This is a genomic window from Streptomyces sp. 3MP-14, assembly GCF_006334905.2.
Classification (GTDB): domain Bacteria; phylum Actinomycetota; class Actinomycetes; order Streptomycetales; family Streptomycetaceae; genus Streptomyces; species Streptomyces triticirhizae.
In genome coordinates this window covers 363970-387621 of the sequence record NZ_VDLZ02000007.1, presented here as the reverse complement: position 1 = coordinate 387621, position 23652 = coordinate 363970, and the positions used below count along the sequence as shown (strand labels likewise).

Here is a 23652-nt window from a genome sequence, read left to right as displayed (position 1 = left end):
CCTTCCTGGCCGTTCCGTTGCCTGCCCGGGGGGCTCAGCCGGTCCGGCGGGCCTCGTCCACCAGCAGCACGGGGATGCCGTCGCGCACCGGGTAGGCCAGGGCGCAGGTGTCGCCGGTGCAGACCAGCTCGCTCTCCTGCTCGTCGGCGCGGAGCGGGGCGTGGCAGACGGGGCAGGCGAGGATGTCCAGCAGGGCGTCTTCGACGAGCGGCATGGCTTCCTCCGGCGGTGGACGAACGGGTGCGGACGGGTACGCGACGGTCAACCCTACCCGCAGCTCAGGGCGGCCGGGCACGCGGTGTCCGGCCGCCCCCGGGGGTGCGAGGGGTGCGCGCCGGGTCAGGCGCGGACGATGGCGAGCACCTCGTCGCGGACCTTGTCCACGGTGGCCGCGTCCCTGGCCTCGATGTTGAGCCGGAGCAGCGGCTCGGTGTTGGAGGGGCGGAGGTTGAACCACCAGTCATCGGCGGTGACGGTCAGCCCGTCCAGCTCGTCGAGGGTGACGCCCTCGCGGTCGGCGTAGGCGGCCCTGACGGCGGCGGCGCGGCCGGCCTGGTCGGCGACCCTGCTGTTGATCTCGCCCGAGGCGGCGTAGCGGTCGTAGGCCGCGACCAGTTCGGAGAGCGGGCCCTGCTGGTGGCCGAGCGCGGAGAGCACGTGGAGCGCGGCCAACATGCCGGTGTCCGCGTTCCAGAAGTCCCTGAAGTAGTAGTGCGCGGAGTGCTCGCCGCCGAAGATCGCGCCGGTGCGGGCCATCTCGGCCTTGATGAACGAGTGGCCGACGCGGGTGCGGACCGGGTTGCCGCCGTTCTCCCTGACCACCTCGGGTACGGACCAGGAGGTGATCAGGTTGTGGATGACCGTGGCGCCCGGGTCCTTGGCCAGCTCGCGGGCGGCGACCAGGGCGGTGATGGCCGAGGGGGCGACGGGCTCGCCGCGTTCGTCCACCACGAAGCAGCGGTCGGCGTCGCCGTCGAAGGCGAGGCCGAGGTCGGCGCCGGTCTCGCGGACCCGGGCCTGGAGGTCGACGATGTTGGCCGGGTCGAGCGGGTTGGCCTCGTGGTTGGGGAAGGTGCCGTCCAACTCGAAGTACATCGCGTCCAGTTGGAGGGGCAGCCCGTCGAAGACGGTGGGCACGGTGTGGCCGCCCATGCCGTTGCCGGCGTCGACCACGACCTTCAGCGGGCGGATGGTCTCCAGGTCGACGAGGGACCGCAGGTGGGCGGCGTAGTCGGTGAGGACGTCGCGCTGGTCGATGGTGCCGGGCGTGGCGACGGGCGCGGGCGCGCCCTCGTCGGCCCAGCGTTCCACCAGGGCCCTGATCTCGGCGAGGCCGCTGTCCTGTCCGACGGGGGCGGCGCCGGCGCGGCACATCTTGATGCCGTTGTACTGGGCCGGGTTGTGGCTGGCGGTGAACATGGCGCCCGGCAGGTCGAGCGCGCCGCTGGCGTAGTAGAGCTGGTCCGTCGAGCACAGGCCGATCTCGGTGACGTCGGCGCCCCGCGCGGCGACGCCGCGGGCGAAGGCTCTGGCCAGTCCGGGGGACGAGGGGCGCATGTCGTGGCCGATGACCACGGCGGTGGCGTCGACGACCTCGGCGAAGGCCGCCCCGAACAGCTCGGCGAGCGACTCGTCCCACTGGTCGGGGACCTCACCCCGAACGTCATAGGCCTTCACGATCCCTGACAGGTCCGGCACAGCTGACCCCTTGTCTTGAGGCTTGGGTGAACGGCGGTGCTGTGATGAGCGCGCCCTTCAATGTACCGGGGTGACGTTACGGCTCCGGGGACCGGAGGATACGGAGGTGTCCACGGCGGGCGACCTCGACCGGGTCGGCGGTGCCCCGGCGGGGCAGCGGCGCGCCGGGCGGCGGCTCGGGGCGCGGGGGCGTCCTGGCGGCCTCGCGGACGGCGTCGGCGAGGGCTTCGAGGTCGTCCCCGCTGGGGCGGGTGCTCGCCGGGTCCATCGCGAGGCGGACCACCTCCCAGCCGCGTGGCGCGGTCAGCCGCTCCGAGTGCTCCGCGCAGAGGTCGTAGCAGTGGGGTTCGGCATAGGTGGCGAGCGGACCGAGAACGGCCGTGGAGTCCGCGTAGACATACGTCAGCGTCGCCACGGCGGGACGGCCGCACGCGGTGCGCGAACAGCGACGTACGGGGCTCACGATGTTGGACCGTACCGCACTCCTGAGCGGGCCGCGACGACTCGGGGCGGCGTCACCCGGCCGTGTCGTCCCGGTCCGGCCCGCAGTGTACGGATTCGCCCCGGGCGTCCGGGGGTTGTGCGGGGGCGGTCGGCGGGGGCGTGGGGTGGCCTGAGGCGCTCTGACCGGGGGGCGGGTTTCTGATCTATCGTCGATGCGATGGACAAGTCCAGCGGAGTCCCCCCACCCGTGTCCGGCCCGCCCGAGCGACATCGGCATCGCGACCGGCACGGCCGTGGTATGCGCGGACCGGTGGCGCCGCCGCAGGTGCCGCTGGCGCTGACCCGCGCGGACACGTTCGACTCGCTGGTGCACGACTCGGCGGAGCGGCTGCGGCGGCGGCTGCCGCAGCTGGACGGGGTGGACTTCGTGGTGCGCGAGGTGCCGGTGCTGCGCGACGCCTCGGCGGACGGCGCGGTGCCGCTGGGCGGGGTGGTGCGGGCTTCGCGGGGGCGGCGGGACCGGATCGTGGTCTACCGCCGGCCGGTGGAGTTGCGCAGCCGCAACCGTGACGAGTGCGCCCAGCTGGTGCACGAGGTGGTCGTGGAGCAGGCCGCCGAGCTGCTGGGGCTGGCCCCGGAGTCGGTCGATCCCGGGTACGGGCAGGACTGAGCCCGGGCGGCGCTGCTCGTCGACTGAGCCGGGGCCCGGGCTCAGTCGACGAGCAGCGACAGGTCGGGCCCGGTCTCGGGCACGGAGACGGTGGAGCGGTCGTCGGGCAGCGTCTGGGTGGTGAACGTGGTCGAGCCGTCCTGGTCGATCAGCAGCGTCCGGGCGGCGTAGAGCGTGCCGCCGCCGGAGGGGCGCAGGGTGATCGCGTAGTTCCCCTGGGTGTCGGCCGGTTCGGGGGTGATGGCCAGGGTGGTGCCCGGGTCGACGGTGAAGGTCTCCGAGACGGGCTCGCCGCCGTCGGCGCCGGCCGAGTAGGCGATGTCCACCTCGACCGTCTCGTCCAGCGCGAGGAGCGCGAGCCGGGTGCCGCCGGTCGTGTTGCCGGAGATCGTGGCGCGGTCGTCGACGGGGGCGGTGGCCGGGATGAACGCGGACTCGCGGCCGTCGTCCTCGCCGGCGACCACGTGGAGGCTGGCGATCACGGGGCCTTCGCCCGAGTCCTCCTGCCGGGTCAGCACCAGGGACGCCGCCTCGCCCTGGGTGATGTCGCCGAGGTCGATGGTGGTCACGGTGCCGGCGACCGCCGAGACGGTCTCGTTGCCGGCCGGGACGATGGTGCCGCCGGGTCCCGCGAGGCCGACGTCCAGCGAGAGGTCCTCGTTGCCCGGGGCGAAGACCGACAGCCGCGCGGCGTTGACGCCGGCGGGGATGCCGGGCAGGACCACGGAGTCGGCGGTGGGGGCGGTGACGGGCGGCAGCCAGTCGGTGCCCAGCGCCTCGTCGACCACCTCGACCTGGGCGCCGATCCGGCCGCTGCGGGCGGCGACATGGACGGCCAGGCCCGGCTCGGGGTCGCTGAGCAGGGTGGAGAGGCGGACGGCGACGCTGGAGTGGCCGGGCACGGTGATGCCCTGGCCGTGGTCGGCGGCCAACTCGCCCTCGGCGCCGTAGATCTCGATGTCCACGACGGTGGCGGCCTCGTCCGGGTTGGTGACGTGGACGTAGTCGTGGCGGTCCTCGGCGGCGCTGGCCCCGGCGAACCAGAACTCGGTGTCCGGGGTCTGGCAGGAGGTGCCGAGGGTGCCTCGGCCCTCGCCGGAGTCGACGACGGTGGTCTGCTGAACGGTCCAGCCCGGGGCGAGCAGCTGCTCGGCGGTGCCGGCGAGGGCGGGCGCGTCGGGGTCGTCGACCCTGGCGGTGACGGGGAGGCCGGGCTCGGCCAGCTCGACCACCGGCTCGGCGGCCTGCTCCTCCTCGGCCTCCTCGGCGGTCTCGTCGTTCTCGGCGTTCTCCTGCTCGTCCCCGTTCTCCTCGTCCGGGTCGTTCGCCTCCGGATCGGTCGCGTCGGGGTCGGGGACGTGTTCGGGGGCCGGCGACAGGGCGGCGGTCCCCTCGTCGAAGCGGACGCTCTGGCTCGACGGGGTGAACGCCGTGTACCAGGTGGTCGCGGACTCGGCGCCGGTGGGGCGCGGGCAGGTCAGCGCGGTGCGCTCCACCGGGAGCGGCTGGGCGCGGCGGAGCGGCGTTGCTTCCTCGGCCTCGGGCCGCAGCGCCGCGATCCCCGTGAGGGCGAGCAGCGCGACCACGATGCCGAGCACGGGCAGGGGGAGGCGGTTCACCGGTGATCACTCCCGTCGCCGTAGTCGGTCGGATAGTCGTAGGGCGCCACATAGCTCTGGTCGTAGCCGCCCTGGTCGGGCTGGTCGTAGCCGCCCTGACCCGACGGGTCGTAGGGCTGCTGCGGGTCGTAGGGCTGGGCCGACCAGTCGCCGTAGGACTGCTGTTGGGGAATGGCACCGGCGCCGGGTGGGTCGGCCACCGGCGGATAGGGCTCGGGTGGCTCCGGGGTCCACTCGGGCGGCGCTGGCGGGGCCTGCGGCGCGGCCTCGGGGACCGGCGTCGGCTCCGCCGCCTCGTTCCCCTGGGGGGCGCCCTGCGCCGGGACGGCCGCCATCCGCCGGGCCCTGCGGCCTGACGGCGCGGCGGGGGCCTCGGCCTCCGGCAGGTCGTCGTCCAGCTCGCGGCGGCGGTCGGGCAGCGAGAGCACCACCAGCACCAGCAGCCCGAAGCCCTGCGCCCAGACCCACATGGTGTGCAGCCCCGAGGTCTCGTAGACCACGTCCAACCGGCCGCCGCCGGCGGGCAGTTCGAAGCCCTGCGCCCAGTCGCCCACGGTGACCGGGGTGAGCGGGCGGCCGTCCAGCGTGGCGCGGAAGCCCTCGTCGGCGCGGTCGGCGAGGCGGAGCACCCGGCCGGCAGGCCCGTCCGGCAGGTCGGCGTGGACCTCGACGGCCTCGGCCGGCAGCGGGACGGGCTCGGCCTCTGGCCCCTCCTCCTCGGCCGGCAGCACCAGGGCGCGGGCCGCCTCGCGGTTGACCCGCCACAGGGCGCTGCCGTCCTCCTGGCTGAGGCGCTGGAGGCCGGGCGTGGTGTCCAGCGTCCGGTGCAGGGCGCGCGGGCTGCCGTCCTGGACCAGGACGTAGCGGACGGCGTAGTCGGCGAGCGCCCTGGTCTGGTCGGCGCCGGTGCCGGCCGTGAGGTCGCCGACGGCCTCGCTCAACGCCTCGTCCTCGCCGAGGAGTTCGGCGAGGTCGGCGTCGCCGAGCCGGGCGCCCGAGCCGCGCACCAGGGAGTAGGTGACCTCGCCGACCTCGTCGTCGGTCCGGCCGTCGGCGGAGAGCACCAGGGTGCGGGCCTGGTCGCCGTTGGCGCTCTCCTCGGCGACGAACGCCGGCACCTGCACCGGGTCGGCGCGGCGCAGCGGCCCGTCGGCGCCGCCCAGCACCCAGCCGGCGGCGGCCAGCAGCGGGCCGATCGCGGCGGCGCCGGCCACGGCGACCGCCAGCGGCTGGCGCCAGCCGAAGCTGCGGGCCGCGACGCGGTAGCGGGCGCCGTCGGCGCCGAGCACCGCGGCGCTCAGCAGCGCCAGGCCGTAGACCAGGACGGCCGGGCCGGCCCAGCTCTCGGAGTCGGACCAGATCGCGAGCAGCAGCGCGACCAGGGCGCCGGCCCAGGCGGTGTGGATGGCCAGCCGGCGCTCGCGGCGCAGCAGCGCGCCGAGCGCGGCCAGCAGCACCCCGGCCAGCAGCCAGCCGCCGGGCGTGCCGGGGCCGCCGGGGCTGAGGTTGAGCAGTTGGACGGCGTCCGCGCGCCCGGTCTCGAACGGGAGGCCGGCCTCGCGGAGGAAGGCGCTCGGGCTCAGCAGCGTGGACAGCGACCAGGGTGCGAGCAGCAGCACCGGGGTGCCGAGCGCGGCGCCGAACCGCAGCGCCCTGGCCCGGCGCACGCCGCCCGGCATCCCCCAGGGCAGGGCCAGGGCGAGGCAGGCGAGCAGCAGGGCCAGCGGCCAGATCACCGGCGTGAACGCGGTGCCGACGGTCAGCAGCAGCGCGCACGCCCACACCGCGCGCCAGGGGCCGATGCCGTCGCCCCTGGTGTGGCCGGCGGCGGCGACGGCGGCGCGGGCCAGCGGCGGCAGAAGCACGGCCAGCAGCGCGGTGCCGACCCGGCCGCCGGCCAGCGCGCCGGTGACGGCGGGCAGGAAGGCGTAGGCCACGCTGCCCCAGGCGCGCAGCAGCCGGGACATCACCAGCGGGCGCGAGGTCAGATAGGCGCTGATGCCGGCGAGCGGCACGGCGCCGACCAGCAGCAGGGTCATCGCGGGGCCGGTGTTGCCGAGGAGGACGCTGGCCAGCAGCGCCAGCAGGCCGACGAACGGCGGGGCGGACTCGGTGCCGCCGGTGCCGACCGGGTGCCAGGTCGTCAGGTAGCGGTCCCAGAGGGCGCCGGCGTCGGCCGGCGCCGGGAGCAGGGCGCCGCCGCTGAGGGCGCCGCCGCCGATGAGGTTGCGGCAGGCCAGTAGGGCGACCACCAGCAGCGCGAGGAAGAGCACCGGTCCCGGCCTGCGGGCCAGCCGGCGGACGCGGGCGAACTGCTCGACCTCCAGCACGTCCGCGTCGTCGTCGCTCGGCCCCGACTCGACGGCGCCGTGGCGTCCGCTGGAGGCGGAAGCGGGCTCGGCGCGGCCGCCGAAGTTGCTCGCGATCTGCTCGACGGTGGAGCGGACGGTCGCGCCCGGCGGCGGGAAGAGGGGCCTCAGCTCCTTGGGGTCGTGCCCGGGGGCGGTCGCCTTCGCGCGGGCGCGCCGGGCGCCGATCAGCCGGCCGGGCCGGAGCAGCGTGGACAGCAGCCCGGCGGCCTCGTCGAGCGCGCGGCCCGGCTGCTTGCCGACGAGATAGGCGAGGATGCGCAGCAGGGTGCCGAGGACCAGCCGGAAGAGCACCCAGGGCAGCACCTGGACGCGGGAGTTGACGAGCAGGGCGTAGGCGGCGGCGGCCTTGTCGACGCGGTGCGGGCTGCCGCCGAGCCGGCCGGCGCAGTCGATGGAACGGCGTTCCCTGGTCGCGGCCTCGGCGTGCCGGAGCACGGCGTCGGGCGCGATCAGCACCGTGTGGCCGGCGGCCTGGGCGCGCCAGCAGAGGTCCAGGTCGTCGCGGGTCAGCGGCAGCCTGCGGTCGAACCCGCCGAGCTGCTCGAAGACATCGCGCCTGATCAGCATCCCGGCGGTGGAGACGGAGAGGACGGGCCTGATGCGGTCGTGCTGGCCCTGGTCCTGCTCGCGGCGGTCGAGGCCGGTCCAGCGGCGCCCGCTGTGGGCGATGGAGACGCCGACCTCCAGCAGCTGCCTGCGGTCGTACCAGCCGCGCAGCTTGCCGCCGACGATGGCGGCGGACGGGGTGGCGTCCGCCTGGCGCAGCAGGTGGCCGAGGGCGTCGGGGGCGGGGGCCGAGTCGTCGTGCAACAGCCAGAGCCAGTGCACCGGTTCGCCGTGCGGCAGCTCGGGCAGGTCGTAGGTGCTGGTGTCCCAGCGGCGGTTGACGGGGTCCCAGGCGGCGGGCCGGCGCAGATAGGGGAGGTCGTCCGGGGTGAGCACGGGGGCGGTGCGGGCGGCCTCGGCGACGGCGGCCCCGAAGCCGGTGCGGCGGGCGAGGTGCAACACCCGCTCGGCGCCGAGGGCTTCGGTGACCAGGGTGGCCGAGGAGTCGGCGCTGCCGGTGTCGGCGGCGATCACGTCCTGAACGGGCCGCTCCTGGCCGAGGAGTCCGCGCAGGACCTCGGGGAGCCAGCGTTCGCCGTCGTGCGAGACGAGCACGGCGGTGACGACGTGCCGGGGGAGTTCTGGGTGGGCGGCCTGCTGCGCCGCCGGCTGGCTGTGCACGGACATCGAGGTGCTGGCCCCGGTTCGCTGGACGGTGGTGGACGGCGCTGCTCCGGGTGGAGCGGCGCTTGTCGTCTCGGACAGCGCACCACACTAGCGGCTGGTACCGTCAACGCCCCTCGGGCGGGAGATGCCGGGATTGTCCCGGCGTCGGGTGGAACGGGCGGTCGACCCGGACGGTCACCCCCCGGTCAGACGGCGGCCTTCTTCAGGCGGCGACGTTCACGTTCGGACAACCCGCCCCAGATTCCGAAACGTTCGTCGTTGGCGAGGGCGTACTCAAGGCATTCGGAGCGGACCTCGCAGGCGAGGCAGACCTTCTTGGCCTCGCGCGTGGAGCCGCCCTTCTCGGGGAAGAAGGACTCGGGGTCGGTCTGCGCGCAGAGCGCGCGCTCCTGCCAGCCAAGCTCCTCGTCGGCTTCCTCGACCAGCAGTTGTTCGAACAGCTCGGTCATATGCGCGCCCCTCGTCTTCTTTGCGTCCCCGTGATGCCGTCGTTATCCGTGCCGGTCGAACGACATGAGTGAAATTACAGGTGGGCCGCTCACCGGCAGTCAAGCCACGATCTGCCATTCACCCGATGATTCACCCTGTGGCACCACACTCACACGGAAAGTGTTCAAATCGGTACAAATCCTGCTTGTTCTCTCGGGTATCCGTCCCGCAATCCGCCGGTTCCTCGGCCGATTCGGTCCTCTCGTACAGAAAGACGAACGAGACCGTGGATTTGTTGCGCGATCGCGTGGGCCCGCGACGCAGGTCACGTCGAGGTCACGGATCGGCAACGCGCCCACGGGGATGCGTGGATGATGCCGCGCCTGTCCCCGTTACGGCGCGGATAAACCCTGTCGCGGTCCCGCACGCCCGGATCTGATGAAACAATGCCGGCGACAGCACGCCCAGTTGACACCCCATCGACTGACGGGATCGGCCGGGCCCCACCACATTCGAGGCGCACCGCACTCCATGGACAACGACAACGCCATCGCCGGCGATCCGCTGGCCCTCCCCCACCTGCTGCCCGCCCCGGCCGAGCACCCGCACACCGTCGCGGGGTTCGCGGGCCTGGCCGTCGCGCTGGCGGGTGATCGGGAGTGTTGGGCGCCCCTGGTGCGGTACGACGCGACCAGCCGTTGGTACCACCGGCTGCGGGTCGGCCCGGGGTACGAGGTCTGGCTGCTGAGTTGGGTGCCGGGCCAGGGCAGCGGGCGGCACGACCACGGCCCGTCGTCCGGGGTGTACACCGTCCTCTCCGGGGCGCTCACCGAGCACGCCAGCGGGCGCGGCAGCCGGGTGCTCACGCCGGGCTCGCTGCGGGTCTTCGCGCCGGGCTACGTCCACGAGGTGGTCAACGCGGCGCTGGAGCCCGCGGTCAGCCTGCACGTCTACTTCCCCGGCCTGACCGAGATGCCGATGCGGCCACGCCCCGAGGCGGAGCGCGTTCCCCTCGGGGAGCCCAGCCCCCGGGGCCTGCTCGCCTGCTGACAGACTGGCGTCATGCGACGCATCTTGGTTCTGTCCGGTGGAATCGGTGGCGCCCGCTTCCTGCGCGGCCTGTTGCGGGCCGCGCCGGAGGCGGAGGTCACCGTCATCGGCAACACCGGTGACGACATCCACCTCTTCGGCCTCAAGGTCTGCCCCGACCTCGACACCGTGATGTACACGCTGGGCGGCGGCATCCACGAGGAACAGGGCTGGGGGCGGGCGGACGAGACGTTCGCCGTGAAGGAGGAGTTGGCCGCCTACGGGGTCGGGCCCGAGTGGTTCGGGCTCGGCGACCGGGACTTCGCGACGCACATCGTCCGCACCCAGATGCTCGCCGCCGGGTACCCGCTGAGCGCGGTGACCGAGGCGCTGTGCCAGCGCTGGCAGCCAGGCGTCCGGCTGCTGCCGATGACGGACGACCGCGTCGAGACGCATGTGCTGATCGACGACCCGGACGGGAGCGGGAACGACGCCGGGGCCGACGGGAGCGACGGCGGCGCCGAGGGGCGGCGCCGGGCCGTGCACTTCCAGGAGTACTGGGTGCGGCTGCGGGCCGCCATGCCAGCGCACGCCGTCGTTCCCGTCGGCGCCGACCAGGCCAAGCCGGCCCCCGGGGTGTTGGAGGCGATCGCCGAGGCGGACGTCGTCGTCTTCCCGCCGTCCAACCCGGTGGTCAGCGTGGGCACCATCCTGGCCGTGCCCGGGATCAGGGAGGCCATCGCCGACGCCGGGGTGCCGGTGGTCGGCGTCTCCCCCATCATCGGGAACGCCCCGGTGCGCGGGATGGCGGACAAGGTGCTGGCCGCCGTGGGCGTCGAGGCGACGGCGGCGGCGGTCGCCCGGCACTACGGCCCGGGCCTGTTGGACGCCTGGCTGGTGGACACCGTGGACGCGGACTCGGTGGCGGAGGTCGAGGCGGCGGGAATCCGGTGCCGGGCCGTGCCGTTGCTGATGACGGACACCGAAGCGACCGCCGAGATGGCTCGGGCGGCGCTGACCATCGCCACGGAGGTCAAGGCCGCATGACCGCGCCCGCTTATCAGGTCTGGGCCCTGGAGGGCATCCCCGAGGTGCGCCCCGGGGACGAGTTGGCCAAGCTGATCGCCGAGGCCGCCGGTGCGCCCGGCCGGCCGGGGCTCGCCGACGGGGACATCGTCATCGTCACCTCGAAGATCGTCAGCAAGGCCGAGGGCCGGGTGCGACAGGCCAGCGACCGGCGGGACGCCATCGAGGAGGAGACCGTCCGGGTCGTGGCGACCAGGGGCGGGGCACGGATCGTGGAGTCCCGGCACGGCTTCGTGATGGCGGCGGCCGGCGTGGACGCCTCCAACACCCCACCGGGAACGGTGCTGTTGCTGCCCGAGGACCCGGACGCCTCGGCGGCCGGGATCAGGCGCGGGCTCGCCGAGCTGCTCTCGGTCGAGGTGGGCGTGGTGATCACGGACACCTTCGGCCGGCCCTGGCGGGAGGGGCAGACGGACGTGGCCATCGGCGCGGCGGGCGTCACCGTCCTGGACGACCTGCGCGGCGGCACCGACACCTACGGGAACCCGCTGGGCGTCTCGATCACGGCGGTCGCCGACGAGCTGGCCTCGGCCGGCGAACTGGTGAAGGGGAAGGCCGACGGGCTGCCCGTCGCCGTGCTGCGCGGGCTGGCGCACCGGACCGGATCGACGGGCAGCGCGCGGGAGTTGGTGCGGGACGCGAGCCTGGACATGTTCCGGCTCGGCACCTCGGAGGCGGTGCGGGAGGCGGTGACGCTGCGCCGCACGGTGCGGGAGTTCACGCCGGAGCCGGTGGACCCGGGCGCGGTGCGCCGCGCGGTGGCCGCCGCGCTGACGGCGCCGGCGCCGCACCACACCACGCCGTGGCGCTTCGTGCTGCTGGAGTCGGCCGAGGCCAGGACGGAGCTGCTGGACGCGATGAAGGAGGCGTGGATCGCCGACCTGCGGCGCGACGGGCGCTCCGAGGAGAGCGTCGAACGGCGCGTGCGCCGGGGCGAGGTGCTGCGGCGCGCGCCCTATCTGGTGGTGCCCTGCCTGGTGGCCGAAGGGGCGCACGACTATCCGGACGAGCGCCGGGCGCGCGCGGAGCGCGAGATGTTTGTGGTGGCGATGGGAGCCGGGGTGCAGAACCTGCTGGTGGCCCTCGCCGGCGAGGGGCTCGGCTCGGCCTGGGTCTCCTCCACCATGTTCTGCCGGGACGTGGTGCGCGAGACGTTGCGCCTGCCGGCGGACTGGGACCCGATGGGCGCGGTCGCCGTCGGCCACGCGGCGGCCCCGCCGCGGCCGCGTCCGGGTCGCGACCCGGACGCGTTCCTGACGGTGCGCTGACGCTGGGCGCTGGCCGCTGGGCTTTCGGGGACGCCGGGCCGCGGCCGGCCCGGGCGGCCGGGCCCGGCGGGGCGGCCCGGCGGGGCGTGCGCGCCCGGCGCGGCGTGCGGCCGGGCGGGGCCGGCCCGGCGGGCCGGGGGCGGGAGCGGCGCGGCCGGCGGCTCGGCCCGGCGGGGCGTGCGCGGCCTGCGGCCGGGCGGGGCCTGCGGCCGGGGCCGGCGGGGTGTGCGGCCGGGCGGGGCCGACGGCCGGGGTCGGCGGGGCGGGCCGCCCGGTGGCCAGGGTCGGTCGGCCGGGAGCGACCGGGCGGGGCGGCCGGCAGCCCGGTAGCGACCGAGCGGGGCGCAGCGGCCTACTGCCCGGCGACCGAGAGCGGCGCGGCCGGCGGCTCGGGCTGGGTCCAGCGGCCGGGGGCCGGCGGGGTGTGCGGCCCGGTGGCCGAGGCCGGGCGGCCGGGAGCGACCGGGCGGGGCGGCCCAGGCACCGGCGGACGGGACGGCCGGGGCGGCGACCTTAGCCCGGGCAGGGTCCAGCCGCCGAGAGCGGCGCGGCCTGCGCCCCGGGCTGGGTCCAGCGGCCGGGGCCGGCGGGCGTGCGGCCTGGTGGCCGGGACGGGGCCCTCAGCCCGGGTGGGGCTCTGCCGGGGCCGGGCAGTTGCGTACTCGGACCACGAGGGCCCGGGCCGCTGGGCGGTGACGGAGGGGCAGCCGATGGTGGCCGGGGCGCCCGGCCGTTGGCGCCTCACCGGCCACCCGGGCGGTTCTCGGCGAGAGCTGGGCACGCCGTGACAGCCGGTCAGGCCGTCGGGGTGCCGGTCACACAAGGGGCCGGCGAAGCCAACCGGGATTCCCGGTCGTCGGCCACGCGAGTGCTCGGGGCACTGGGCCGCCCCGGGAACCGCCCGAAGGCGGGCTAGCTGCCGGGCCGCCGCACGGGAGCCGCCCAGGCAGTTCTCGGCGAGGGCGGGGACGCGCCGCGCGTGGCACTCTGGCCGCCGGGCTCTCGGCGGGGAACCGCGTTGGGGCTGCCGAACCGCCGGCCACTCGGCCGAGTGGTTGGCCACGCGGGCGCTCGGGCCGTTGGGGTGCTGAACCGGGTGAACCCACAAGAAGCGCGCCGAAGTCTGCCGGGTTCCGGGACGTTGACCTCGCGAGCTACGTGACCCGTGTCGGCGGAAAGCGGCTGGTCCGTTGGCCGTCATGGTCGGCCAGGCAACCGTGGCGAGCGCACGGCCCGGCACCATTCCGCACGGTGCATCGAGCGCCGGGGCCACCAGGCCCGACAGGTAGCGGCTGAAGGGGGCCGAGCCGCCTCGGCGCTCGGTTCGCCGGTGCCGTGTCGGAAATCGGAAATCGGAAATCGGCCGGAGGCGTAGGCCGTTGGGCCACACCGGAGGCCGGCGAGGCCGCTCGGAACCGTGGCGGAAGGCGACCACAGGCAATCGAGCAGGCCGCGACCGACGGTCGACCACCCGACCGCCCGGCCGGCCCCGGCTACCGGGCCGCAGGCCCGGTGCCGTCGCCCGCCGAGCCGCGGCCGCGGGTGCGGCCGGCGCTAGCAGGTGATCTGGTCGGCCGTCGTGGTGCCGTGTTCGCCGCCGGCCGGGGTGGCGTGGGGTTGTTCGGCGGAGGAGTCGCCCGGTTCGGGCCTGGGCAGGGGGTGGTCGTCGCGGAGGGCGGTGAAGAGGCGGGCCGCCTCCTCCTCGTTCCAGACCACCGTGGAGCCGAGCCCGGGCATCTCGCGCTCCCGGTCGGCCACCGGCACCGAGGCGAACTCGGCGGAGCTGGTGGTGAAGTGCCGCATCAGGCCGGCCAGTTCGAGGAGCTGTTCGGTGCCCAGGCCCTCGTCGGCGCGGACCGAGTCGAGCAGGGTGTCGGCCATGGCGGCCACCTTCCCCGGATTGAGCAGCACCCCGCCGCTGACCGCCCGGTCCACGAAGGCGGCGAGGAAGCGTTGCTGACGTTGCATCCGGCCGAAGTCGGAGGCGCCGTCCAGGTGGCGGGCCCGGACGTAGGCCAGGGCCCCCGGGCCGTCCAGGGTGCTGGTGCCGGCCGGCAGGTCGAGGCCGGCGTAGGCGTCGCGCAGCGGCTCCGTGGTGCAGACCTCGACCCCGCCCAGCTGGTCGACGGCCCGCATGAAGCTGACGAAGCTGACCTCCAGGTAGTGGTCGATCCGCACCCGGGTGAGGTCCTCGACGGCCCGCACCATCAGCTGGGGACCGCCGTGCGAGAGCGCCGAGTTGAGCTTGTCGTCGTGGGGCTCGTGCCGTTCCGTGGTGCCCGGCAGGGTGTGTTCGGGGAGGGTGGTGAACGAGTCGCGGGGCAGGCTCACCATGCTGACGCGCTCCCGGTCCTCGGAGACGTGCAGCAGCAGGATCGCGTCGGCGCAGCGGCAGGAGGCGCCGCCCACGTGGTAGCGGGCGCGTTCCTCCTCGCTGAGCCCGTCCCTGCTGTCGGTGCCGATGAGCAGGATGTTGAGCCCCGAGCCGGCGTCGGGCCGGTCCCGCAGCCCGCCGAACGCGTCCACCCGGCTCACCCCGTCGGCGACCTGCGCCACCACGGTGTGGCCGACGCCGCTCGCGGTCAGCACCAGCGCGGAGAGGGTGCTGGCGATGCGGATGCCCCAACGGCGGCGTCTGGCTGGCATGGGATGGACACTCCCGCTATGTCGAAAGACGGCCCCGCCACGGTACGCAGATACGATCTTGGGCTTTGAGGCGGCGCGCACCGGGGTCCCCCGTTCGCGGTAACGTGAGCCGGTGACCAGCTTTCCCACACCAGCCGTGTCCGTGATCATGCCGGTGCTCAACGAGGAGCGTCATCTGCGGGACTCGGTCCGGCACATCCTCGCGCAGGAGTACCCGGGCGAGATCGAGGTGGTGATCGCCCTCGGTCCCTCGACCGACCGCACCGACGCGATCGCCGCCGAGCTGGTGGCGGACGACACCAGGGTGCGCACGGTGCCCAACCCCACGGGCCGCACCCCCGCCGGGCTCAACGCCGCGATCGCCGCCTCCCGCCACCCGGTGGTGGTGCGGGTGGACGGGCACGGGATGCTCTCGCCGAACTACATCGCCACCGCCGTGCGGCTCCTTGAGGAGACCGGCGCGGCCAACGTCGGCGGGATCATGCACGCCGAGGGCGAGAACGACTGGGAACGCGCGGTGGCCGCCGCGATGACCGCGCGGATCGGCGTCGGCAACGCGGCCTTCCACACCGGCGGCACCGCCGGCGAGGCGGAGACCGTCTATCTCGGCGTCTTCCGGCGCGAGGTGCTGGAGCGACTCGGCGGCTACAACGAGGAGTTCATCCGCGCCCAGGACTGGGAGCTGAACTACCGCATCCGGCAGGACGGCGGGCTGGTCTGGTTCTCGCCGGAGCTGCTGGTCTCCTACCGGCCCAGGCCCTCGGTGCGGGCGCTGGCCAAGCAGTACCGGAACTACGGGCGTTGGCGGCATGTGGTGGCCCGTTACCACGCCGGCTCGATCAACCCACGCTATCTGGCGCCGCCGGCCGCCGTACTGGCGATCGCCGCCGGGCTGGTGGCGGGCGCGCTGCTGACGCCGTGGGCGCTGGTGGTGCCGGGCGGCTATCTGGCGGCCATCACGGTGGGCTCGGTGCCGGCCGGGCGCGGGCTGCCGGTGGGGGCGCGGCTGCGCGTTCCAGTGGCGTTGGCGACCATGCACATGTCCTGGGGCTGGGGCTTTCTGACCAGCCCGAGGAAGCTGGCCCGCCGGGTCATCGCGGCCCGGCCGCCGGCGCCCGAGCCCAGCCGCTGAGGCGGGCGGTCACCGCGCGGCGACCGGGCGGCGTCCGCTACCAGGTGTAGTCGGGGTCGACGGTCATGCAGTCCTCGCCGCCGGCGCCCGAGATGATGTCGTCCTCGGCGATGGCCGGCCCTTCGTCGGTCGCCGTCTCCTCCGGCTCGTCCGGCGTCTCGGGGAAGGCGGTGCCCTCCCGCCAGTCGTCGCCGATCACCAGCGCCACGCCCTCGGTCGACGGCGAGGCCATGACCCGGTCGCGCGGGATGCCCAACGCCTCGGCCAGCGCCTCCGCGTCGGCCCTCTCCGCCTCCTCGGCGTACCGGACCTCGGTGGTCGGCGCGGTCTCCACGGACTCGGTGTCGGTGGTGGCCTGGGCGTAGCCGAGGCGCAGCAGTTCGTCGGTGAGTTCCGTGGCGCGGCCGTCCGCCGGGGCCTGGATGTCGGAGCCGGTCGCGTTCCGCACGCTGACCGCCACCTCGGCGGGCGGGTTGGGCTGGGGCGCCTCGCTGCTCTCCTCGGGCGACGGCTCGGTCGGTTCGGCGTCCTGGTCGTCGAGGGGAACGTCGGTGCGCACCATCTCGAACAGCTCGGCGGAGGCCGTCGGTTCGGGTATCACGGTCGCGGTGGGGTTGGCCGGGTCGGGCAGCCAGGGCAGGGTGACCATGTTGATCCGGTCGTTGGGGACCCGCCGCAGGTCCGTGGCCAGGTCGTAGAGCGCCTGCACCGAGCCGATCTCGTTGTTGACGGTGAGCGCGTTGGTGGCCGCCTCGGCCAGGTCCATCAGTTCGCCGGTGTTGGTGAGGGTGGCGCTGGCCTGGAGTTCCTCCACCATGTTGGAGAGGTACATCTGCTGGGCCCTGGTGCGGTTGATGTCGCTGCCGCCCTCGAAGCCCGCACGGGTGCGCAGCCACTGGAGGGCCTGCTCGCCCTGGACGGTGGTCTCCCCGGCCTCCAGACGCAGCCCGGACTTGGGGTCGTCGACGTTGGCGTCGACGCAGACCGGCACCCCGCCGACCGCGTCGGCGATGTCCACCACGCCGGCGAAGTCGACGCTCATGAAGTGGTCGATGTAGATCCCGGTCAACTCCTCCCAGGTGGCGAGCACGCAGCCCGGGCCGCCGCGCGCGTGGGCGTTGTTGATGGAGGTGGACTCGACGGCCGGGTAGACCTCGCCGGTGTCGGGGTCGGTGCACTCGGGGACGGGGACCTGGGTGTCGCGGGGGATGCTGATCAGGGTGATGTTGCTGCGGTCGGCCGAGGCGTGCAGCAGCATCTGCACGTCGGCCCTGACCGGGCCGCCCGCCAGGTCGCGGGCGCCGCCCAGCCGCTGGTTCTCCTCGCCCTCGCGGGAGTCGGTGCCGAGCAGCAGGATGTTCAACGGGCTCTGCCCGGCCGCGTTGGGCGGCGGTTTCTCCAGGTCGTTGCTGCCGGCGCTGCGCGGCTTCTTGGTGAGGTTGCCGTTGAGGTGTTCGAGATAGAGGTAGCCGGCGACGGCCACGCCCGCGACCAGGAGCGCCAGCGAGGCGGCCGTCCAGACCAGCACCCGCCGCCAGCGCGGCTTGGGCTTGCGCCGCTGGCGGCGTGCGGCGCGGCCCCCCTTGCCCGAACCGCCCTGCCCCGTACCGTCGTTGCCCGAACCGCCCCGACCCGAGCCGCCGTCGCCGCCGTGGCCGTCGCCCGGGTTCTCCGCCTCGGGTACCGGCCGCTGGCCGGGGACGGACGCGTCGCCCGCCGGGCCGCGCTCGTAGAGCGAGTCGTCCCAGCCCAGCTCCGAGGCCCTGTCCGGGCTGCCGGGATCGCCCGTGCCGCCCCTGCCCGATATACCGCTCCTCCGCACGGGACCCCCCGCTCGTGTCATCCTTCGGCCCCGCCCCTCGGGGCGGCCCCACCCTCAGGAGGCGCAGACGTCTTCGTCATCCGCCGTGATGCTGTCCACGTCGTCCGGCAGATCGGGGGCGACCTCTATCGGCTCGCCCGCACCCCGGAAGTCGTCGCCGAGGATCAACACCATGGGCGCGTCGCCCGCCTCGGCCGACTGTTCCTGGAGCGCCGAGTCCGGCAGCCCCATCATCCCCGCCAGTGCGGCGGCCTGGCCCGCCTGGTCGGGCCCGTACTCCAGGGTCGTGGTCTCCTGCGGCGACGGGGCGTTGCCCGCGTTGGTCGACAGCGGGACGCCCTGCTGGTTCTGGAGCCAGTCCAGGGTCTCCTGCGCGGCGCCGATCACGTCGCCGCCGTTGTAGACATCCACTCTGATGTCCTCGGGCGCGGCCGCCGCCGCCTCCTCCTCGGCCGCCTCACGTTCCGCCTCGCGCTCCTCCAGCTCCCTGGGCGAGATGTCCTGACGGATCATCTCCAGCAGCGGGGCCGCCCGGCGCTCGTCGACGACGACGGTCGCCTTGGCGTCCTCCGGCTCGTCGGGGTTGTCGAGGACCGGCAACGTCACGAAGTTCAGGTCCGACATCGGCACCCGGCCCAGCGTGGACGCGAGGTCGCGCAGCCGCTGGATGCTGCCGATGCCGTCGTCGACGGAGAGCGAACGGGTGGCGGTGTCCGCCAGGTCCCACAGCTTGCCCGGGTCGGTGAGCATCCCGCCGTCGGTGATCTGCCGCGCCATGGAGGCGACGAACTGCTGCTGCAACTCGATCCTGGACAGGTCGCTGCCGGTGCCGACCGAGTGCCGGGTGCGCACGAAGGACAGCGCGTCCTCGCCCTCCAACACGTGGTCGCCGGCGTCGAGTTGGAGGCCGGACTTGGGGTCGTCGATGGGTTCGGCGACACAGACCGGGACCCCGCCGACCGCGCTGGAGAGGTCCTTGACCGCCTGGAAGTCGGCCATCATGAAGTGGTTGATCTCCACCCCGGTCAGCTGCTCGACGGTGTTCCACACGCAGCCGGGGTCACGGCCGTTGGCCCCCATGCTCTGGTTGAAGCGGACGTTCTCCGAGCCGGGGATCGTCTCGACGGTGCCGTCCTCGCGCCTGACCTCGCACTCCGGGATGTCGGTGATCAGGTCGCGGGGGATGCTCAGGCCGGTGGCGTGGCTCCGGTCCTGGGAGAAGTGCATCAGGATCGTGGTGTCCGCGCCCTCGCTGGCCTCGCCGCCGTAGGCGTCGTTGCCGTCGCCGGTGCGGGTGTCGGTGCCGATGAAGAGGAGGTTGACCTCCTCGTCGTCGGAGAAGTCGTTGTCCTTGCCGACGTCGTACTTGGTGATGTTGTCGTTGAGGCGGTCGATCAACCACCAGGCGCCCGCCGCGCCCATGACCAGCAGCAGGGCCAGGGAGCCGCCGGTCCACATCAGTATCTTCTTGCCGCGCCCGCGTTTCTTCTTGCCGCGTCCCTGGGCCTGGTTGCCCTTGCGGCGACTTCCGCGCTGGGCGCGGCGGTCGCGCTGGGCCGGCAGCGGCCGGTCGCCGGCGCCCGGCGGTTCGCGGTCCTCGCCCTCGACGGACGGGGCGCGACGTTGGCGTGGCGGAGTGTGACGGTCTCTGGACGCCGTGGAGGAGGGTGCCGCATCGGTCGCCTCGGCGGCCGACGGCCGCTCCGGCCGGCCGGCGCCGGTGGCTCTCCGACCGGCCGGGCCGTTCGTCAGCCGCAGCTCGTAGGTGCCGGTTTCCGGGTTGAATACCCACTGGTCAGCGGGATCGACGCCGTCCGCACCGCCTGGTCCCTGCGCGTCCACGTGTTCGCGTACCCTCCGTGTGCCCTGCTAGAGGATCAGACGGGACACACTAGCCCGGAGGTTCCGCGCCAAGCGATGTCGGTGACCTATTCCACCTGCCATACGCAGGTGGAATATCCGGGTTGACCGCGCTATGAGGGGTTTTACCGCGTTGCTCTTTACCGTTTCATGGGTTCGCGAACCGGAGAGTGTTACCCGGCGGGCGGGTTGTCGGCGGCGGGCGGGGGCTCCTCCGGGGCTCCCTCGCCGGTGGTCGCCGGCCGGTGCGGCGGGAGGGTCGTCGCGCTCCTGCGGGTGGTCCAGCCGAGGGCGGCGGTGAGGAGGACGGCGGCGGCGACCGCCAGGGCCACCCAGCGGAGCCAGCGGCGGCGGGGGAACGCCCCGTCCGCCGCCGGGTCGTCCTCGTCCTCCCAGGCGCGCCACTCGTACCACTCGCACCAGTCGGCCCACTGGTCCGGCTCGTCCCAGGGGTCCTGCTCGACGTCAGGACCGTCCCCCGACTCGTCGGCCCGCAGCGGCGCCGGCTCGGTGAGCCGGTAGTAGGCGGGCTGTCGCGGGACCCTCATACGCCCGATCCTGCGGCCGGCCCGCCGGGCCGGCCACCGTCAGTCGGCGAAGTGGGTGACGCGCTCACTCTCCTGGCGCGCGGCACGGGCCTCCGCCGTGAGCCGGTCCGTGTTCCGGCACAGAACCACGGAGCCGCCGGCCGCCAGCGGGGCGAAGAGACCGGCGGACAGCCCGGCCCAACTCCCGTACCCCAGCGTGGACATCAGCCGCGAGCCGGGTACCAGGCCACGCTCGGCCGCGTCCGCCCTGGCCCGCGCGAGCAGTTCGCCGCCGGTGAGCGCGAGGCCGTCGACGACCAGCGCCGGGTCGTCGGGGCCCGGCGGGTCGAGCGCGGCGAAGACGTCGCCCTGGGCGGGGGCGGCCACGGCATAGTCGGTGAAGCCCTCGGGCGCCTCGGGGAAGCGACCGCCCAGGGGGCGCAGGGCCAACGCCAGGCGCTCCCCCCGGCAGGCGCGCGCCTGGTCCAGCCGGTCCGGTCCTGCCACCACCAGGTCCGCCTCGGCCGGGTCACCGTCCACCTCGACGACCACCCCGGTCGCCGCGCAGGCCAGCAGCCAGACGGCGGTCTGCCAGTGCGCGGGCAGCAGCAGCGCGAGGCGCTCGCCCCGGGCGGCGGCCAACTCGTCCTGGAGCAGGTTCGCGGTCTTCGCCACCCAATTGGCCAGGGTCGCGGCGGAGAGTTCGACGCGTTCCCCCGTGGCGTCGTCGTAATAGGTGACGAGGGGGCGGCTCGCGTCTCCGGCGAGCGCGGAACGCAGCAGGTCGGCGGGGGTGCGGTCGGCGGTGTTCATCGTCGCCAGCCTACGCCCGGGCGCTGGGCCGTCCGCGCTACGCCCCGGCCCGTTGATTCCTCACGGAGGGTCAGCTCACGGCCACTCAGAAGTCGACACAACTCGGGATATATGACCACCATCAGAACCATGCGTGCATTCCGAACACTCTCCCTCCGTTCCCTTCCGTTGATCGGTTCGTGCACCGCCGCCCTGCTCGTTCCGCTCGCCCTGCCCCTGGGTGGCGCGGCGCAGGCGGCCGACACCGCCGAGGGCGCGGCGCCGCGCACCGCGGCGGCCACCCAGTCCCTTTCCCTCGCCGAGTTGACCCCGCTCGCCGGCAGCACCGGTGACGGCGACTCAGCCGGCGAGACCGGCGACCCCGTTCTCCCGCTGGCCGGCCAGGGGCTGCCGGCCACCGACACCGACCCCTTCACCCTGCTCGGCGTCGTCTGGTCCGACGCCGACGAGGAACTCCACGGCACCGTCGAGGTCCGCGCCCGAAGCGTCGAGACCGGCGACTGGTCCGAGTGGATCGAGCTGGAGGCCAACCCCGAACACGCCCCCGACGCCGAGTCCGTGGCGGCCGAGGGCCGGCAGCTGCGGGGCGGCACCGCGCCCCGCTGGGTCGGCGCCTCGGACGGGGTGCAGGCCAGGGTCGCGCCCGAGGGCGAGGCGGACGCCGCCGCACTGCCCGAGGGCCTCAGCCTGGAGCTGGTGCACCCGGGCGAGACGGCCGCCGACCTGCTGGCCCCGGAGCCGGAGGCGGTGCCGGCCGCCGGCGACCACGTCGGGCCCAGGCCCGGCATCGTGATCCGCTCCAAGTGGGGCGCCGACGAGAGCCTGCGCGAGAGCGGCTTCGTCTACACGGACACCGTGAAGACGGCGTTCGTGCACCACACCGCCGACACCAACAACTACAGCTGCTCCGAGGCGCCGGCGATGATCCGCGCCATCTACCGCTACCACGTGGTGAGTCAGGGCTGGCGCGACGTGGGCTACAACTTCTTCGTGGACCGCTGCGGCACCATCTACGAGGGCCGCGCCGGCGGCGTCATCGAGCCGGTGATGGGCGCCCACACCGCCGGCTTCAACCACAACAGCATGGGCATCGCGGTGATCGGCTCCTACGGGTCGACCAAGCCCAACCAGGACATCACCGACGCGATCGGGCTGCTGACGGCCTGGAAGCTGGGCCTCTTCGACGTCAACCCCAGCGGCTCGGCCAACCGCACCTCCCAGGGCGGCGGCAAGTACGCCAAGGGAACCACCGTGCGGATGAACAACATCTCCGGCCACCGCGACGGCTTCGCCACCGAGTGCCCCGGCGACCAGCTCTACTCGGCGCTGCCGTCCATCCGTTCGCTGGCCAGCAAGCTCCAGGGCCGGTGACCGGGGCATGACCGATCGGGCGGGGCCCGAAAGCCCCGGCGCTGCCGGCCGGCGGGGCCGCCGCTAGCCTTGCCGGGTCATGCCGGACCGTGAGTGGACCCCGCCCGAACCGTACGACCTGCGCCGCAGCCTCCTCGTGCTGCGGCGCGGGCCGTACGATCCCGCGTTCCGCGAGGAGCGCGACGGCACCCTGTGGCGGGGCACCCGCACCCCGGCCGGGCCGGCGACGCTGCGGCTGCGGCGCGGGGCGGTGATCGAGGCCAGCGCGTGGGGCCCGGGCGCTGACTGGGTGTTGGACCGGCTGCCGGCGCTGCTCGGCGGCGAGGACCGGCCCGAGGAGTTCGTGCCGCGCCATCGGCTGGTCGCCGAGGCCAGGCGCCGGCACCGGGGGGTGCGGCTGATCCGCACCGGGCTGGTGCTGGAGTCGCTGATCCCGTCGATCCTGGAGCAGCGGGTCACCACCGAGGACGCCTACCGCTCGTGGCGGCGGCTGCTGCGCTGGTTCGGCGAGCCGGCGCCCGGGCCCGGCGCCGACCTGGACCTGTGGGTGATGCCGGAGCCAAGGGCGATCGCCCGGGTGCCGTCCTGGGACTGGCACCGGGCCAACGTCGACGGCTCGCGTTCGGCGACCGTGATGCGGGTGGTGCGGGTGGCCCGGCGGATGGAGGAGGCGGCGGCCATGGAGCTGCCCCGGGCGCTGGCTCGGCTCCAGGCGGTGCCGGGCGTCGGCCCGTGGACGGCGGCCGAGGCGTTGCAGCGCAGCAACGGGGCGCCGGACGCGATCACCGTCGGCGACCTGCATCTGCCGGGCACGATCGGCTACGCGCTGGCGGGCGAACGGGACGCGGACGACGCGCGGATGCTGGAGCTGCTGGCCGACTACCCGGGGCAGCGGCACCGGGCGGCGCGCTATGTGCTGCTGACCGGCGTCGCGCCGGCGCGCCGGGCGCCGCGCCAACGGCACGCCCGCATCGCCCGGTTGTGAGCCGTCCGGCCCGCGGCTCGGGGTTCGATCAGCTCGGGTCGGCGCCCCTGGCGCGCAGCTCCAGGATCTCGCGGCGCCTGGCCAGCCGGTGGGTGCGCCGGATCTGCGCCTCCTGGAACCGCCGCCGGTCCAGCTCGGTCTCCGGCAGCACCGGCGGAACGCGGCGCGGCTTGCCGTCCTCGTCCACGGCGGCGAAGACCAGGTAGGCGGTGCCGACCCGGGTGGCAGGCGTCGACTCGTTCCACCGCTCGGCCAGGACCTTGACGCCGATCTCCATGGAGCTGCGGCCGGTCCAGTTGACCTGGGCGTGGACATGGACGAGATCGCCGATCTTCACCGGCACCAGGAAGACCATCTCGTCCATGGAGGCGGTGACGGCCGGGCCCTCGGAGTGTCGGCCGGCGACGGCGCCGGCGGCGTCGTCGACGAGCTTCATGATCACGCCACCGTGCACGGTGCCCAGCAGGTTGACGTCGTTGTGGCTCATGATCTTGGACAGCGTGGTGCGCGAGGCGGCGGTGGGCTTGCCGGGAGGATCGCTGGGCACATCGGTCATAAGGCCAGCGTAAGCACCCCGGTGGGACCGATAATGCATCAGGTCTGCCACAGTGCTCGGCCGGCGTTTCCCCCGAGCGGCCGAGCCGTGCA

General features: G+C 74.5%; 19 protein-coding genes. 7 read left to right on the top strand and 12 right to left on the bottom strand.

The genetic code is table 11. The annotated features are described in order from the left end of the window. Positions 1–34: 34 nt before the first annotated feature. The 3 genes from FH609_RS14725 to FH609_RS14715 all read right to left on the bottom strand — a co-directional run bounded on the left by FH609_RS14725 (position 35) and on the right by FH609_RS14715 (position 2161). A complete protein-coding gene (locus FH609_RS14725; RefSeq protein WP_139674220.1) occupies positions 35–214 on the bottom strand; it encodes a Trm112 family protein in 180 nt (59 codons plus the stop codon). 125 nt (positions 215–339) lie between these two features. Then, entirely contained in the window at positions 340–1698 is a 1359-nt protein-coding gene (locus FH609_RS14720) for a phosphomannomutase/phosphoglucomutase (RefSeq protein WP_139674222.1), read from the bottom strand. 76 nt (positions 1699–1774) lie between these two features. Further along, positions 1775–2161 carry a DUF3499 domain-containing protein gene (locus FH609_RS14715; protein ID WP_193318098.1) on the bottom strand — a complete coding sequence of 129 codons (387 nt, stop codon included), beginning with the start codon at positions 2159–2161 and terminating at the stop codon, positions 1775–1777. Positions 2162–2440: 279 nt separating this feature from the next. Here FH609_RS14715 and FH609_RS14710 point away from each other — a divergent pair, with 279 nt between their 5' ends. Further along, positions 2441–2812, top strand: a complete 372-nt coding sequence (locus FH609_RS14710; protein WP_139674223.1) for a metallopeptidase family protein — start codon at positions 2441–2443, stop codon at positions 2810–2812. Between the two features lie 41 nt (positions 2813–2853). Here the strand turns inward: FH609_RS14710 and FH609_RS14705 are convergent, their stop codons facing one another. The 3 genes from FH609_RS14705 to FH609_RS14695 all read right to left on the bottom strand — a co-directional run bounded on the left by FH609_RS14705 (position 2854) and on the right by FH609_RS14695 (position 8485). Beyond that, positions 2854–4431: a DUF5719 family protein gene (locus tag FH609_RS14705; protein WP_139674225.1), complete on the bottom strand. Its 1578-nt coding sequence runs from the start codon at positions 4429–4431 to the stop codon at positions 2854–2856. After that, the gene (locus FH609_RS14700; RefSeq protein ID WP_139674227.1) at positions 4428–8036 is read right to left on the bottom strand and encodes a glycosyltransferase family 2 protein; all 3609 of its coding nucleotides are present in this window, start codon (positions 8034–8036) and stop codon (positions 4428–4430) included. Before FH609_RS14700 ends, FH609_RS14705 begins: the two co-directional genes overlap by 4 nt. A gap of 185 nt (positions 8037–8221) precedes the next feature. After that, the gene (locus FH609_RS14695; protein ID WP_003950432.1) at positions 8222–8485 is read right to left on the bottom strand and encodes a WhiB family transcriptional regulator; all 264 of its coding nucleotides are present in this window, start codon (positions 8483–8485) and stop codon (positions 8222–8224) included. 511 nt (positions 8486–8996) lie between these two features. Here FH609_RS14695 and FH609_RS14690 point away from each other — a divergent pair. From FH609_RS14690 to FH609_RS14680, 3 genes are read left to right on the top strand one after another with little or no spacing between them, the layout of a single operon-like run. Continuing rightward, positions 8997–9515 carry a cysteine dioxygenase gene (locus tag FH609_RS14690; RefSeq protein WP_122185170.1) on the top strand — a complete coding sequence of 173 codons (519 nt, stop codon included), beginning with the start codon at positions 8997–8999 and terminating at the stop codon, positions 9513–9515. 12 nt (positions 9516–9527) lie between these two features. Next, on the top strand, positions 9528–10541 hold the full coding sequence (gene cofD / locus FH609_RS14685; RefSeq protein WP_139674230.1) for a 2-phospho-L-lactate transferase: 1014 nt from the start codon (positions 9528–9530) through the stop codon (positions 10539–10541). Continuing rightward, entirely contained in the window at positions 10538–11848 is a 1311-nt protein-coding gene (locus FH609_RS14680; RefSeq protein WP_139674233.1) for a coenzyme F420-0:L-glutamate ligase, read from the top strand. Before cofD ends, FH609_RS14680 begins: the two co-directional genes overlap by 4 nt. 1554 nt (positions 11849–13402) lie before the next feature. Here FH609_RS14680 and FH609_RS14675 read toward each other — a convergent pair. Next, positions 13403–14494 (bottom strand): LCP family protein, encoded by a 1092-nt coding sequence (locus tag FH609_RS14675; protein WP_193318099.1) that lies wholly within the window; start codon positions 14492–14494, stop codon positions 13403–13405. A 112-nt stretch (positions 14495–14606) separates the two neighbouring features. On the opposite strand from FH609_RS14675, the gene FH609_RS14670 reads away from it, so the two are divergent. Then, positions 14607–15626 (top strand): glycosyltransferase family 2 protein, encoded by a 1020-nt coding sequence (locus FH609_RS14670; RefSeq protein ID WP_264372791.1) that lies wholly within the window; start codon positions 14607–14609, stop codon positions 15624–15626. A 37-nt stretch (positions 15627–15663) separates the two neighbouring features. Here the strand turns inward: FH609_RS14670 and FH609_RS14665 are convergent, their stop codons facing one another. From FH609_RS14665 to FH609_RS14650, 4 genes are all read right to left on the bottom strand, one after another. Then, positions 15664–17448: an LCP family protein gene (locus FH609_RS14665; RefSeq protein ID WP_226961654.1), complete on the bottom strand. Its 1785-nt coding sequence runs from the start codon at positions 17446–17448 to the stop codon at positions 15664–15666. 54 nt (positions 17449–17502) lie between these two features. Next, positions 17503–19290: an LCP family protein gene (locus FH609_RS14660; RefSeq protein WP_139674242.1), complete on the bottom strand. Its 1788-nt coding sequence runs from the start codon at positions 19288–19290 to the stop codon at positions 17503–17505. Between the two features lie 191 nt (positions 19291–19481). After that, positions 19482–19856: a hypothetical protein gene (locus FH609_RS14655; RefSeq protein WP_139674245.1), complete on the bottom strand. Its 375-nt coding sequence runs from the start codon at positions 19854–19856 to the stop codon at positions 19482–19484. A 39-nt stretch (positions 19857–19895) separates the two neighbouring features. Then, positions 19896–20648 (bottom strand): TIGR03089 family protein, encoded by a 753-nt coding sequence (locus FH609_RS14650; RefSeq protein ID WP_139674248.1) that lies wholly within the window; start codon positions 20646–20648, stop codon positions 19896–19898. A 129-nt stretch (positions 20649–20777) separates the two neighbouring features. Between FH609_RS14650 and FH609_RS14645 the strand changes: the two genes are divergently transcribed. Together FH609_RS14645 and FH609_RS14640 are read left to right on the top strand one after the other, a co-directional pair. Then, positions 20778–22019, top strand: coding sequence for an N-acetylmuramoyl-L-alanine amidase (locus tag FH609_RS14645; RefSeq protein ID WP_226961653.1), 1242 nt, complete (start codon positions 20778–20780; stop codon positions 22017–22019). 79 nt (positions 22020–22098) lie between these two features. Next, positions 22099–23004 (top strand): DNA-3-methyladenine glycosylase family protein, encoded by a 906-nt coding sequence (locus tag FH609_RS14640; RefSeq protein ID WP_139674254.1) that lies wholly within the window; start codon positions 22099–22101, stop codon positions 23002–23004. A 28-nt stretch (positions 23005–23032) separates the two neighbouring features. Here FH609_RS14640 and FH609_RS14635 read toward each other — a convergent pair whose 3' ends face one another. After that, the gene (locus FH609_RS14635; RefSeq protein WP_139674257.1) at positions 23033–23560 is read right to left on the bottom strand and encodes an acyl-CoA thioesterase; all 528 of its coding nucleotides are present in this window, start codon (positions 23558–23560) and stop codon (positions 23033–23035) included. Positions 23561–23652: the final 92 nt, after the last annotated feature.

Coding starts and splice junctions, on each gene's coding strand:
- FH609_RS14725 (WP_139674220.1), bottom strand. CDS start 214: ATGCCGCTCGTCGAAGACGCCCTGCTGGACATCCTCGCCTGCCCCGTC.
- FH609_RS14650 (WP_139674248.1), bottom strand. CDS start 20,648: ATGAACACCGCCGACCGCACCCCCGCCGACCTGCTGCGTTCCGCGCTC.
- FH609_RS14655 (WP_139674245.1), bottom strand. CDS start 19,856: ATGAGGGTCCCGCGACAGCCCGCCTACTACCGGCTCACCGAGCCGGCG.
- cofD (WP_139674230.1), top strand. CDS start 9,528: ATGCGACGCATCTTGGTTCTGTCCGGTGGAATCGGTGGCGCCCGCTTC.
- FH609_RS14675 (WP_193318099.1), bottom strand. CDS start 14,494: ATGCCAGCCAGACGCCGCCGTTGGGGCATCCGCATCGCCAGCACCCTC.
- FH609_RS14695 (WP_003950432.1), bottom strand. CDS start 8,485: ATGACCGAGCTGTTCGAACAACTGCTGGTCGAGGAAGCCGACGAGGAG.
- FH609_RS14710 (WP_139674223.1), top strand. CDS start 2,441: ATGCGCGGACCGGTGGCGCCGCCGCAGGTGCCGCTGGCGCTGACCCGC.
- FH609_RS14635 (WP_139674257.1), bottom strand. CDS start 23,560: ATGACCGATGTGCCCAGCGATCCTCCCGGCAAGCCCACCGCCGCCTCG.
- FH609_RS14700 (WP_139674227.1), bottom strand. CDS start 8,036: ATGTCCGTGCACAGCCAGCCGGCGGCGCAGCAGGCCGCCCACCCAGAA.
- FH609_RS14640 (WP_139674254.1), top strand. CDS start 22,099: ATGCCGGACCGTGAGTGGACCCCGCCCGAACCGTACGACCTGCGCCGC.
- FH609_RS14645 (WP_226961653.1), top strand. CDS start 20,778: ATGCGTGCATTCCGAACACTCTCCCTCCGTTCCCTTCCGTTGATCGGT.
- FH609_RS14680 (WP_139674233.1), top strand. CDS start 10,538: ATGACCGCGCCCGCTTATCAGGTCTGGGCCCTGGAGGGCATCCCCGAG.
- FH609_RS14690 (WP_122185170.1), top strand. CDS start 8,997: ATGGACAACGACAACGCCATCGCCGGCGATCCGCTGGCCCTCCCCCAC.